Genomic DNA, 13,253 nt, shown 5'->3' with positions numbered 1-13,253 from the left:
TGACATATTGATCTTAAAAGAATTTTAAATATTCATTGGCAGCTTGTAATTGAGCAAAACCTTTTGTTCTGCCCGCAACCCAACGTTTTAATCCTTCCAAATCCATCATTTCTTTATGTTCTGGATTGTTGTAATCCATTTTGAACAAGGTTTCGGTGAATGCATTGAATTTGGTTTCATCTAATCCCACGCGTCCACTGAAAATACAATGGTCAAATGATGGTGTTTTTGCGAGTACTCGAACTGTTGCAGGATCGAGCGTGCCATCTTTTGTCCAACGTTCAAAGTTGAAATCTAACATCCATGTTGCCGCGACTTGACGATCTTTTAATGCATTGGCTGCATCTAATTCACCGCCTACATGATCGCCGTGCAAACCAACACCCACATCAAAGCGTTTTTCTACATAATCTTGATCAAATTCCAAGCCATGTTGATGTAAAAACTTGATTGGAATTAACCGCGCTTGTGGGGAATCAATTGCACCAAAAGCAATAGTTTTATTTTTTAAATCTTCAATAGATTGGATGTTTGGATCATTTACAACTAAATAGCTTTGACGATCTTGGTCGGTATCACGCATTGCACCATTTAAGGTTTTACCGCCACTACGTAAGTAACCATCTAACCAAGCTAGGGGAGAGTTCCACGCTACATCAATTTCATTATTGAGTAACGCATCAACTTGCCCTTTATAGTCTTTGAAATACACGGGTTCAATAGGGAAGCCTTCTTTTTCGAAAAAGTTTGCAATAATGCCCCAAATCACTGTCACTTGTGGGGCGTAGATTACCGCCCCAATTTTTAATTTTTCACTCATTTTTCACCGCACTTTATGGAATTTGTTGACCTGTAATGGCTTTACCTAGCCAAATATTTAGCACATCGACACTTGGCGCCATCACTTGGCTTGCTAATGCATCGCGTAAATAGCGTTCCATTGGTCCCATTTTGTTATAGGCCTTGCCACCGCCAATACGCATGCCAATTTGTGCAAGGGTAATCGCGTTTTCGCTCGCGAGAATTCGGGCAGCTAATAATTTAGCCAATGCATCTGCATCACCTTCTGTGGCTGCACGAGCCGCATCACGCGTAGCACATACAGCAGCGTTTGTGTTTGCATAGATTTTAGCTAAGTGAATTTGCACGGTTTCGATTTCTGCTAATGATGTGCCAGATGTGTATTTACGGTGTGCTGAATGTTTAATTGCCTCAGTAAGCACGGCTTTACATACGCCACTATAAACAGCTGCCAAGCCACAAATAAAGGCGGGTGCAATGCCACCAAATACTTGTTCTGCGCCTGTGCCAACTTCACCAATACGCCAGCTACGATCTAATGGCATATCGGTCATTCGCATAAAGCAAGAGACATTGCTACGCATACCTAAGCCATTCCAGCTATCGGCTTCAAAAGTTAAGCCTTGAGTACCAAGTGGAAGCACCCAGTTATCAATAGTTTCACCATTTTCGGAAGGCAAAAGCGCTAAATAATAAGAAGCATAATTGCCCGATGTCACCATGGATTTTAAGCCATTGAATACTGCATGTTTAGCATTAAATTGTGCGGTTGCATCGGTAATATAGAAGTGAGTACCTGTGCCTAATTCACTATAGGCGAGTGCGGCAAAGGTTTGATTTTGAACAATATCAGAAAAGATTTTTTGTTTGAGTTGATCGCTGCCGAATAGATTTAAACAATTCACTGCAACGTTACTCATCATATAACAGAGACCAGCAGAGGCTGAACTTTCAGCTAACGCCATGCAGACTTCAGCATGTTCTTTTAGGGTTAATCCCATTCCGCCGTATTCTTTCGGAATTAAAAGTGAAAACCAACTGGCTTTACCTAACTCCTTAAATGCCTGAACAGGAAATTCTTTTTTTTGATCGAGTTCGTCGGCGTAAGGCTCAATAAACTGTTCCGCTAACTTTCTCACCTGAGTATAGATTTGCGACATAATATATCCTTATTGTGTGTTGAGAAAAACTTTCTACGAGGCGGATATTATTATGCTCAGTTTCTTTTTTCTAGTATTTAATTCAAAATAATTTCAGTAATGTGACGTGGATCAAGAAAAAATTTGGCAAGCATTTTCCCATGTGACTTTTTTAATCAATTCTGCGGGCTCATTTCTTAAGGCGCAAAGAGCTTTAAAACTTTCCACAATACGCTCTGGTCGATTAGGTTGCCCTTGAAAACCAAATACAGGCATATCAGGACTGTCTGTTTCCAACACTAAGGAATCAAGTGGTAGTTTTGCAATCGCTTGACGAGTTTTATTGGCGCGTTCATAAGTGATGGTGCCGCCAACTCCGATTTGATAGCCTAAATCAACAAAGCGTTTTGCTTGATCGTAGCTGCCTGAAAAACCGTGTACCACGCCAAGTTTAGATAATGGAATACGTTTTAAAAAAGTAAAAATTTGATCATGGGTTTTTCGACTGTGAATATTGACGGGTAAATTAAATTGCTTTGCCAAATAAAGTTGGCTTTCAAAAAAATGACATTGTTTTGCCCAAAGTTCATCGGTGAGCAAATTGGGAATCGCACGTTCCAAACCAATTTCTGCCACTGCTGTGCAATTTGCATCACGATTTTTTAAGGCTTGTTCTAACAGCATCAAATCATTTTCGGCGTGTTCTTGAATATAAAGAGGATGGAGCCCAAGCCCATAGCACAGATTATTAGGAAAAAGTGCGGTCATATTTTGGATTGTTTTAAAATCAGCTTCTTTCACCGCCACAATCAGTATTTTTTGCACATCGGCTTGCTTAGCATTATCAACAAGCTGTGACAAAGGCTCTCCAGTAAATTGTTGGAGATAATCGAGATGCGTGTGAGTGTCGAAGAAAGGCATGTGCATTTTCCTTTAGGTCGATAAAAAATGGCGGAATTTATCCGCCATTCACAATTATTCTACTGAAACTGATGTAATCACTACATCTTCAGTTGGAACATCTTGATGAAAGCCTTTGTTGCCGGTTTTCACTTTTTTGATTTTATCAACAACATCCATCCCTTCTACTACTTCGCCAAATACTGCATAGCCCCATTCTTGAACGACTTCGTGACCAAACATTTCTTTTGAACGATAATTTAAGAAATCATTATCTGCCACGTTAATGAAAAATTGTGCTGTCGCTGAATGTGGATCTGAAGTGCGAGCCATTGCAATGGTTCCACGTTTGTTACTTAAACGATTGTTCGCTTCATTTTGGATTGGTGCTTTAGTTGCTTTTTCGCGCATACCGCTTTCCATACCGCCGCCTTGAATCATAAAGCCATCAATAACACGGTGAAAAATTGTGTTATTATAAAAACCGTCTTTGCAGTAATTTAAGAAGTTTTCTGCTGTAACTGGAGCTTTATCAAAATCCAATTTAATTTTAATGTCGCCAAAGTTTGTGTGTAACGTAACCATTTTGTTTTCCTTCTGAAAAATTAAGGGTCGTATTATTCCACAATCGAGGTAAAAGTGCTATAAAAGTGCGGTTTGTTTTTATTTCATTTTACGAGCTTAAAAATGCTAAAAATTTTCAATACCTTAACGAGAGAAAAAGAAATCTTTAAACCTATCCATGAAAATAAAGTGGGAATGTATGTTTGTGGCGTCACTGTTTATGATTTGTGTCATATCGGTCATGGACGCACTTTTGTGTGTTTTGATGTGATTGCCCGTTATTTACGTTCTTTGGGGTACGATTTAACTTATGTGCGTAATATTACGGACGTAGATGATAAAATTATTAAACGTGCGTTAGAAAACAAAGAAACCTGCGATCAACTTGTGGATCGTATGGTGCAGGAAATGTATAAAGATTTTGATGCACTTAATGTATTACGTCCTGATTTTGAGCCTCGTGCGACCCATCATATTCCAGAAATTATTGAAATTGTGGAAAAATTAATTAAACGCGGACATGCTTATGTTGCGGATAATGGCGATGTGATGTTTGATGTAGAAAGCTTCAAAGAATATGGCAAATTATCTCGTCAAGATCTTGAGCAATTACAAGCTGGTGCACGTATTGAAATCAATGAAATCAAGAAAAATCCAATGGATTTTGTGCTTTGGAAAATGTCGAAAGAAAACGAACCAAGTTGGTCTTCTCCTTGGGGCGCAGGTCGTCCAGGTTGGCACATTGAATGTTCCGCAATGAACTGCAAACAGCTTGGCGAGCATTTTGATATTCACGGTGGTGGCTCTGATTTAATGTTCCCTCACCACGAAAATGAAATTGCACAATCTTGCTGTGCGCATGGCGGCCAATATGTGAATTATTGGATCCATTCAGGCATGATTATGGTGGATAAAGAAAAAATGTCGAAATCTCTCGGCAATTTCTTCACAATTCGTGATGTATTAAATCACTATAATGCAGAGACAGTACGTTATTTCTTATTAACGGCACATTATCGTAGCCAGCTCAATTATAGCGAAGAAAACTTGAATTTAGCGCAAGGTGCGTTGGAACGTTTATACACGGCTTTACGCGGAACGGATCAAAGTGCGGTTGTTTTTGGCGGAGAAAATTTTGTGGCAACTTTCCGTGAAGCAATGGATGATGATTTTAATACGCCAAATGCACTTTCTGTTTTATTCGAAATGGTGCGTGAAATTAACAAGTTAAAAACAGAAGATGCTGAGAAAGCCAATGGGCTTGCCGCTCGTTTACGTGAATTGGGTGCGATTTTAGGCTTACTTCAACAAGATCCAGAAAAATTCTTACAAGCCGGTTCTGACGATGATGAAGTGGCAAAAATTGAAGCACTCATCAAACAACGCAATGAAGCCCGCGCTGCTAAAGATTGGTCTGCCGCAGATGCAGCGCGTAATGAGCTTACCGCTATGGGCATCGTATTAGAAGATGGGCCGAATGGGACAACTTGGCGTAAGCAATAAATTCAAACATTAAATCACTTCCATTAAAAAGACTAAGTTCGGTATTCAATCGAACTTAGTCTTTTTATTCTTTCATCATTCTTAATTTTCGCTAAATTTTAGAAGTTAGTTTATCAGTAAAGCCTGCTTTTTATACCTACAAGAAAAAAAACGCTATCTAGTAAGTAGCGGTAAATTGTAGGCAAAATAAAAAGGGGTTTATAATAACCCCTTTCTTTTCAATTCATCATAATTTTTCTTTTGTTTTCTATATTCCCTCAAAGCTGCTCTATATTGCGCCCGCCTTACTTTCGGGGGCGGTTGATTAAAATAACCATATGCAAAAGATGCAACCGCAACAATCAAAAACAGAATACCCCAAAATGTAGGTTGATAAAGAATACTCATTATCAACACTAAAAAGCAGGGCATTAATAACCATACTAGTATATTTTAACCCCTTAATAAATTATAGACGGCTCAACAAATAGATCTAATTTTACGCCTTTTAGATTAAATCTTTCACGATATAGGCGGATTGCTTCCTTTTTTGAATATCCGCTAAATTTTACGCTATGATAGTGATAATCCATGCCGTTTACTGTTCTATTTTCAAAAATTAGCATTAATTCTTCTAATTTTTCTTTATAACTTTTATTTTCAAAATAACATTCGTACATTTCATCATTTCTTAATATAGGATTTCAATGTTTGTTCCACTTCATAAATCCAATCTAACTCATGCTGAGTGAAACCCGCTTGAATACGTGCATCGGTATTAATGACACCTTTAAAAATCACAATACGGTATTTGTGTAAAAGCTCTGTAAAGCATTTCATCGCATCCAAACCACGTTTTTTAGAAAGTGCGTGATACCAATGATTGCCGATATACACATGGCCAATTTCATCGCGCAAAATAATATCCAAAATGTTCACTGCGGCAAAATCTTTACGTTGTGCGATTTTCTCTTGCAGAACAGGGGTTACATCGAGGCCCCGTGCTTCTAATACACGAGGAACTAACGCCATTCGTTCCCAAATATCGTGCGCGGTGGCTTGTGCCATTTCCCATAATCCAGCATGGGCTTCAAAATCACCATATTGATAACCCAATGTTTTCAAATGTTCATTGACTAAGGAAAAGTGCGTGCTTTCTTCACGAGCGACACGCAGCCAATCTTTCACAAAAGCCAAACCATTGCCAAGTTCTTCTTGTGCATTCCTCCCGAATCGCCAAGCCGCATCTAAGCCTAAATTAATCGCATTAAACTCAATATGTGCGATAGCGTGCAATGTGGCAGCATAGCCTTCTTCTGTGGCAAAAGAACGTTTTGGTACATCTTTCGGTGCAACTAAGAGTGGTTTTTCAGGAAAAGCGGCAATATTATCTTGCGGTACGACTTCGGGAAAATCTTCTAATTTAATCAACTGAATTTGTGGCAGAAGATTATCGTAGAGATCATTAACTAAACTGCATTTTTCTTGTGGATTTGCTGTTTTCAGCGCGGTTTCAACTTGTTGCCAAAATTGTGTAATAAGTGCGGTCATTTTTTCTCTCTTATTAGTTAAAACGGATCAAGCCTTCTTGTTGTGTTGTTGCGATTAATTGACCATCTTGCGAGAAAATTTGTCCGCGTGCTAAGCCACGACCGCCAAAGGCATTATTGCTTTCAATTGCGTGCAAATGCCAGTGATTTAAATCAAACGGACGATGGAACCAAATACTATGATCAATGGTTGCTACTTTCATTCCTTTTTGCAAAAAGCCTTTTTCATGCGGATGAAGTGCGGTCAAAATACAGTGAAAATCGGAAAAATAAGCCAATAAACATTGCTGAATTTTTATATCAAGCGGCGTTTCACCATTAGTTTTAAACCAAGAATATTGCTCGGCTGGCAATTTTGTCCCGTTAAATGGGTTATTCAAATATTTGGTACGTACCTCAAATGGACGCTCTGCCGCAAATTTTTCATTGAGTGGTTCTGGCAAGGTTTGAGCTACTTTTTGTAGCATCACATTTTCATCTGTAAAGTTTTCAGGCGCACCAACATTTGGCATCGTATTTTGATGTTCAAAACCTTTTTCAGGCACTTGGAAAGAAGCTGTTACATGACAGATAGCATTTTTATGTTGAATGGCTTTTACGCGTAATGCAGAAAAGTTACGCCCTTCACGCAAGGTTTCCACATCGTAAATAATCGGATATTGGCTATCTCCCAGAGCAAGGAAATAGGCATGACAAGAATGTAAAATGCGATCTTCTGGCGCCACCTGCATTGCCGCTGATAATGCTTGAGCCACAACTTGCCCACCAAATACTTGGCGAAAACCTAAATCTTGGCTTTCACCACGAAAGATTAAATCATCAATTTTTTCAAGTTTAAGAAGATGAATAAGGTTATTGAGAATATCTGACATATTGCTTTCCTTGAAGAGACGATAAAAGTGCGGTTATTTTAGCGGAGATTTTTTGGGAATGCCAAAGTGGGAAACAAAAAGCACGCATTAAAAAACGCGTGCTATTGCTAGAGAGTTAAATCAAAGGTGTTTAACTCTTCTCTTCACTTCTTCCTGTTTTCCTGCATTAAATGGGCGGGCATCAGGGCTGCCTAGATAGCCACATACGCGGCGAGTGACAGATACTTTTGTGCTATCGTGATTGCCACATTTTGGGCAAACAAAGCCTTTGCTGGTACATTCAAACTCGCCAGTGAAACCACATTCATAACATTCGTCAATCGGTGTGTTTGTGCCGTAGTAAGGCACGCGATCGTAGCTATAATCCCACACATCTTCCAATGCTTTTAAGTTGTGTTGAATATTTGGATATTCGCCGTAGCAAATAAAACCGCCACTAGCGAGTGGGGGATATGCCATTTCAAAATCCAGTTTGTCGTAAGGATTCACTTTCTTTTCTACATCTAAGTGGTAACTATTTGTGTAGTAGCCTTTATCCGTGACGCCTTCAATCACGCCAAATTTTTTGGTATCTAGACGGCAGAAGCGGTCACATAAGTTTTCGCTTGGCGTGGAGTAAAGGCTGAAGGCATAGCCTGTTTCTTTTTGCCAGCGTTTAACTGCCTCGCTAAGGTGGCGAACAATCGAAATGCCTTTTTCGCGTAATTGTTCATCATCAAAAATATGCCCTTTGTTATATAGCGCATTAATGGTTTCGTGAATACCGATATAGCCAAGTGAAATAGAGGCACGCCCATTTTTGAAAATTTGTGCCACATTTTCATCCGCTTTTAACCGCACTCCGCAAGCTCCTTCCATATAAAGAATGGGGGCAACGCGAGCTTTGGTATTCTCAAGGCGCGCAATACGCGTCATTAATGCTTTTTTCGCAATAGCCAAACGTTCATCTAAAGTGCGGTAGAAATCTTCTTCGTTTTTAGACTCCAACGCGATACGCGGTAAATTTAAACTTACCACACCAAGATTATTGCGCCCGTCGTGAATTTCGTGGCCTTTTTCTTCGTATGCACCTAAAAAGCTACGGCATCCCATTGGGGCTTTAAAAGAGCCCGTGACTTTGACAACCTGATCGTAATTGAGAATATCTGGATACATACGTTTTGATGCACATTCCAATGCGAGTTGTTTGATATCGTAATTCGGATCGCCTTGAGTTTGGTTCAAGCCTTTTTTAATAGTGAAAACCAGTTTTGGAAATACAGGAGTTTTATGATTTTTTCCAAGTCCACGAATCCGATTTTTCAAAATAGCTTGCTGAATTAAACGGGATTGCCAGCTTGTACCTAAACCAAAACCAAAGGTCACAAATGGTGTTTGTCCATTCGAAGTATGCAGTGTATTAACTTCATATTCTAAGGATTGGAAGGCATCGAAACATTCTTTTTCAATCAATGCTTTTGCGTAACCTTCAACATCAGGCACGTTCCATTCTTGGGCATGTTTGAGGTGTTTTTCGTAACTGATTTGCACATAAGGGGAAAGCACTTCATCAATACGGTTAATGGTTGTGCCACCGTAAATATGGCTGGCGACTTGGGCGATAATTTGTGCTGTCACTGCCGTTGCGGTGCAGATAGATTTAGGGGGTTCGATTTCCGCATTACCCATTTTGAAACCACGAGAAAGCATGCCTTCTAAATCTACTAACATACAGTTAAACATCGGGAAGAATGGAGAGTAGTCTAAATCGTGATAATGAATTTCACCTTTTTCGTGAGCTTCTACTACATCGCGTGGAAGAATATGGTGCTTGGCATAATGTTTTGCCACAATCCCAGCAAGCAAATCTCGTTGTGTTGGAATCACTTTCGCGTCTTTATTGGCGTTTTCATTAAGTAATTCTACGTTGCTTTGTTCAATCAAACCTTCAATTTCTTTTGTTAGCTGACTACGTTTTTCGCGAGCTAAATCACGATCATGACGATATTCGATATACGCACGAGCAACCTCGGGATAACGACTTGCCATCAATTTATCTTCAACGATTTTTTGAATCTGATTAATATCAGTTTCGCTTTGATGATGGGTGAAAATTTCATTTCCTACTTCTTGCCCAATTTGCTGGCAATAAAATTCATCGGAAATATTGACCGCACTTGCGGCTTTTTTAATGGCATTGATGATACGTTGAATCTCAAATTCCGCACGAGAACCATCGCGCTTGATGACCCCAAAGTTACTCATGATATAGCTCCAATATATAGTGTTTTTGAAATGCGGAGTGCACTATATATAGATCTAAAAAGATAATCAACACACAATATGTAGTGTTTTTAGGCCTTTTATCGTAAGAGGATTTTGTTAGAGATTGATTTTATTAGAAAAATATCAAATTAAGTTGTTGAGAACTTTTCTCAAATATTTTTTGATTTTGTGAGCGAGATCAAAGTTTTGATTTTTAGAACCGAGGGGAGAGTGAACAATAAAATTAATCATATAATTTTTATTGATGGGTATAAAAACGGCCGAAAAATCGACCGCTCTTTAGACAAAATATAAATTAAGCTGCCACCATTACCATCGCTGGGCGAATGACTCGACCATTTAAGGTGTAGCCTTTTTGCAATACGACGCTAATTTGATTGGTTTCAAAGCCTTCCGCGGGTTGCATTGAAATGGCTTGATGTAAATCAGGATTAAATGCTTCGCCGACAACCCCGACAGCTTCCACGCCAAAACGACCAACGGTTGAAACTAATTCTTTTAAGGTCAGTTCAACACCGTCAAATAAGGCTTTTACGCTTTCATCTTCTTTATTTGCTGGAGTGGCAAGTGCACGTTCTAGGTTATCGATAGTATTCAAAATGTCTTTTGAGAATTTTTCCAATGCGAATTTATGTGCTTTTTCTACGTCTTGTTCAGTACGACGACGAAGATTTTCAATTTCAGCACGAGAGCGAAGTAAAATATCCTGTTCTTTGTTTGCCGCTTCTTCTATTTGAGTTTTTAGCTGTTCTTCAAGCTCTTGCACTCGCGCAATAGCTTCTTCTAAAGGATCAAGTTCTTGAGAAGGCTCTGTTTGTTGTGTTTCTTCCACAACAGAGTCTTCTTGCTTTTCTACTTCTGGTGTTTCAATTTTTTGTTCTTGTTCTGACATTTTTTTCTCCGTAAATACAAAGTTCGCCATAGTCGTTAGCTATAGTCTAACAAAAAACTATATAATGACGAAAATGTTAAATTCAAGTGCGGTTTATTTTATGAATAATTTATATCGTTCCTTTAAAACCATTGGGCTTGTAGGAAAACCTAGAAATGACATTAACCTACAAATGCACAAAAATTTGTTTCACTGGTTAACGGAACGTGGCTATCAAGTAATGATGGAAAAAGATGTTGCTGAAAAACTGGGGCTTCCTGCAGAAAATCTTGCAACACTTGATGAAATTGGTTGCCAAGCTCAGTTGGTTATCGTGATTGGTGGGGATGGCAATATGTTGGGGCGTGCTCGCGTATTAGCAAAATATGATATTCCATTGATTGGTATTAACCGTGGTAATTTGGGATTTTTAACAGATATTGACCCTAAAAATGCCTATGCTCAACTTGAAGCTTGTTTAGAACGTGGAGAATTCTTTGTGGAAGAACGTTTTTTATTGGAAGCAAAAATTGAGCGTGCAGGTGAAATTGTATCGACAGGTAATGCAGTGAATGAGGCGGTTATCCACCCTGCGAAAATTGCGCATATGATCGATTTTCATGTATATATCAATGATAAGTTTGCATTTTCACAACGTTCTGATGGATTAATTGTTTCTACTCCAACAGGTTCTACGGCTTATTCTCTTTCCGCTGGTGGCCCGATTTTGACACCGAATCTTAATGCAATTGCGCTAGTGCCAATGTTTCCACATACATTAACTTCTCGTCCTCTTGTTATTGATGGCGATAGCAAAATATCGATTCGTTTTGCTGAGCATAATACATCTCAATTGGAAGTGGGCTGTGATAGTCAAATAGCCTTACCTTTTACGCCTGATGACATGGTGCATATTCAAAAAAGCGAGCATAAACTCAGATTGCTTCATCTAAAAAATTATAGTTATTACAATGTATTAAGTACCAAATTAGGTTGGCTGAAATCATTTTAATTTTTATAAAAAAGCATAGTATAAACGCATTATTAAAATACTGTAAAAAAAACCTTTACTGTAAATTAAATCAGTTGTAATATGATCGATATACAGTTAAAGGATTTTGCTATGCTTACTCAACTTACTATCAATAATTTTGCGATTGTTCGCCAGCTTGATATCGAATTGGCGAAAGGAATGTCTGTTATTACTGGGGAAACTGGGGCTGGTAAATCTATCGCCATTGATGCTTTAGGTTTATGTTTCGGACAAAGGGTAGAAACCTCAATGGTACGCGAAGGGCAAGAACGTGCAGAAATTTGTGCAACTTTCCAACTAGAATCACAGAATCCTGCTTATCAATGGTTGAATGATCAAGAATTACAAGATCCCGATAATCCAACTGAATGTATTTTGCGTCGTGTGATTAATGCAGACGGACGTTCTAAAGCTTTTATTAATAGCACTCCAGTATCCGCTTCTCAATTAAAAGAAATTGGTCAATATCTTGTTCATATTAATGGGCAGCACGCTTCTCAATTATTGCTAAAAAATGACTATCAGCTTCAGTTAGTTGATAATTTTGCCGCTCATCCTGAATTACTTGTGAAAATGCGTGAAGATTATCAGGCATGGAAAAATCTTCAAAATCAAGTTAAAACCTTTCAACAAAAAGTGGCAGAAAATGAAGCGCGTAAACAACTTTTACAGTATCAAGTGGATGAATTAGATGAGTTTAACCTTCAACCAAATGAATATTTGGAATTAGAAGATGAACAGCGTCGTTTATCTAGCAGTGAACAGTTAACTCAACTTTCTCAATCAGTCCTGCAAATTTTAAGTGAAAATGATACGGTAAATATCGATAGTTTGCTTTATCGTGCGACACAATATATTGATGAATTAGCTGAACTTGATCCGCAATATGCTGAAGTGCAAAGTATGTTGAATGATGCGTTGATTCAAGTGCAAGAAGCAACCAGTGAAGTGCGAAATTTATCAAGTAATATCGAGCAAGATCCTCAACTTTTACAAGAAATTGAACAGAGAATTACTCAGGCTTTACAGCTTGCTCGTAAACATCAAGTTAAACCTGAAGATCTTGTGGAACATCACAAAAAATTAAAAGCAGAATTAACCGCACTTTTAGATTTTTCTGAAAGTGAAGGGATGTTGATTGAGCAAGAAAAACTCGCATTTGAACAAATGCAAGCAACGGCTAAAGCATTAACAGCAAGTCGTCAGCAATCTGCAGCTCGCTTAGCGCAGAATGTCACGCAGTCGATAAAACAACTTGCAATGGAAAATGCAGAATTTTATGTAGAGTTGAATACGGATTTAGATAAAGTAGGATCAAACGGTGCGGATAATGTGATTTTTACTTTGCGTAGTAATTTAGGTCAACAACCTCAAGCGTTAGCTAAAATTGCCTCTGGTGGTGAGCTTTCTCGTATTTCTTTAGCGATTCAAGTTTTAACTTCTGATCAATCGGCTATTCCAACGTTAATTTTCGATGAAGTGGACGTAGGCATTAGCGGAAAAACAGCAAGTGTTGTCGGAAAACTTTTACGTCAATTAAGTGAACGTTGCCAAGTATTATGCGTAACCCACTTGCCACAGGTTGCTTGTCATGGCCATCATCAGTTCAATGTAGAAAAATTTACTGTGGATAATAAAACTGAAACACAAATGACTGCACTTTCACAAGCTGAACGTGTACCGGCCTTGGCAAGACTCTTGGGCGGAAGTGAAATTACAGAATTAGCCTTAGCCAATGCACAGGAAATGCTAGATTTAGTTCATTAAAATGAGATT

General features: G+C 38.6%; 12 protein-coding genes. 3 read left to right on the top strand and 9 right to left on the bottom strand.

Translation table 11 applies throughout. The features are described 5' to 3' along the window. Positions 1 to 13: 13 nt before the first annotated feature. The 4 genes from AC6H0A_RS04740 to AC6H0A_RS04725 all read right to left on the bottom strand — a co-directional run bounded on the left by AC6H0A_RS04740 (position 14) and on the right by AC6H0A_RS04725 (position 3,425). Positions 14 to 820, bottom strand: a complete 807-nt coding sequence (locus tag AC6H0A_RS04740) for a phosphate/phosphite/phosphonate ABC transporter substrate-binding protein (protein WP_005643492.1) — start codon at positions 818 to 820, stop codon at positions 14 to 16. 13 nt (positions 821 to 833) lie between these two features. Then, positions 834 to 1,961, bottom strand: coding sequence for an acyl-CoA dehydrogenase family protein (locus AC6H0A_RS04735; protein WP_005643490.1), 1,128 nt, complete (start codon positions 1,959 to 1,961; stop codon positions 834 to 836). A 111-nt stretch (positions 1,962 to 2,072) separates the two neighbouring features. Beyond that, positions 2,073 to 2,861, bottom strand: a complete 789-nt coding sequence (locus AC6H0A_RS04730) for a TatD family hydrolase (RefSeq protein ID WP_044233296.1) — start codon at positions 2,859 to 2,861, stop codon at positions 2,073 to 2,075. A 54-nt stretch (positions 2,862 to 2,915) separates the two neighbouring features. Further along, positions 2,916 to 3,425, bottom strand: coding sequence for a peptidylprolyl isomerase (locus tag AC6H0A_RS04725; protein ID WP_005643485.1), 510 nt, complete (start codon positions 3,423 to 3,425; stop codon positions 2,916 to 2,918). 102 nt (positions 3,426 to 3,527) lie between these two features. Here AC6H0A_RS04725 and cysS point away from each other — a divergent pair, with 102 nt between their 5' ends. Then, the gene (gene cysS / locus AC6H0A_RS04720) at positions 3,528 to 4,907 is read left to right on the top strand and encodes a cysteine--tRNA ligase (RefSeq protein WP_005643483.1); all 1,380 of its coding nucleotides are present in this window, start codon (positions 3,528 to 3,530) and stop codon (positions 4,905 to 4,907) included. A 440-nt stretch (positions 4,908 to 5,347) separates the two neighbouring features. Here cysS and AC6H0A_RS04715 read toward each other — a convergent pair whose 3' ends face one another. The 5 genes from AC6H0A_RS04715 to grpE form a co-directional block, all read right to left on the bottom strand. Further along, positions 5,348 to 5,566 carry a hypothetical protein gene (locus AC6H0A_RS04715; protein WP_044233294.1) on the bottom strand — a complete coding sequence of 73 codons (219 nt, stop codon included), beginning with the start codon at positions 5,564 to 5,566 and terminating at the stop codon, positions 5,348 to 5,350. Positions 5,567 to 5,570: 4 nt separating this feature from the next. Continuing rightward, positions 5,571 to 6,437: a ferritin-like domain-containing protein gene (locus AC6H0A_RS04710; RefSeq protein WP_005643481.1), complete on the bottom strand. Its 867-nt coding sequence runs from the start codon at positions 6,435 to 6,437 to the stop codon at positions 5,571 to 5,573. A gap of 13 nt (positions 6,438 to 6,450) precedes the next feature. Further along, positions 6,451 to 7,308, bottom strand: a complete 858-nt coding sequence (gene tesB / locus AC6H0A_RS04705) for an acyl-CoA thioesterase II (protein ID WP_005643478.1) — start codon at positions 7,306 to 7,308, stop codon at positions 6,451 to 6,453. A gap of 120 nt (positions 7,309 to 7,428) precedes the next feature. Next, positions 7,429 to 9,552, bottom strand: a complete 2,124-nt coding sequence (nrdD, locus tag AC6H0A_RS04700) for an anaerobic ribonucleoside-triphosphate reductase (RefSeq protein WP_005643476.1) — start codon at positions 9,550 to 9,552, stop codon at positions 7,429 to 7,431. Positions 9,553 to 9,868: 316 nt separating this feature from the next. Beyond that, positions 9,869 to 10,465 (bottom strand): nucleotide exchange factor GrpE, encoded by a 597-nt coding sequence (gene grpE, locus AC6H0A_RS04695; protein ID WP_044233293.1) that lies wholly within the window; start codon positions 10,463 to 10,465, stop codon positions 9,869 to 9,871. Between the two features lie 100 nt (positions 10,466 to 10,565). On the opposite strand from grpE, the gene AC6H0A_RS04690 reads away from it, so the two are divergent. After that, the gene (locus AC6H0A_RS04690) at positions 10,566 to 11,456 is read left to right on the top strand and encodes an NAD(+) kinase (protein ID WP_044233301.1); all 891 of its coding nucleotides are present in this window, start codon (positions 10,566 to 10,568) and stop codon (positions 11,454 to 11,456) included. 111 nt (positions 11,457 to 11,567) lie between these two features. Further along, a complete protein-coding gene (gene recN, locus AC6H0A_RS04685) occupies positions 11,568 to 13,244 on the top strand; it encodes a DNA repair protein RecN (RefSeq protein ID WP_179230917.1) in 1,677 nt (558 codons plus the stop codon). Positions 13,245 to 13,253 lie beyond the last annotated feature (9 nt).

It is taken from the genome of Haemophilus sp. THUN1692 (genome assembly GCF_059704395.1).
Note: the sequence above shows the minus strand (reverse complement) of the source record. Positions and strands in the feature narration are given on the sequence as shown.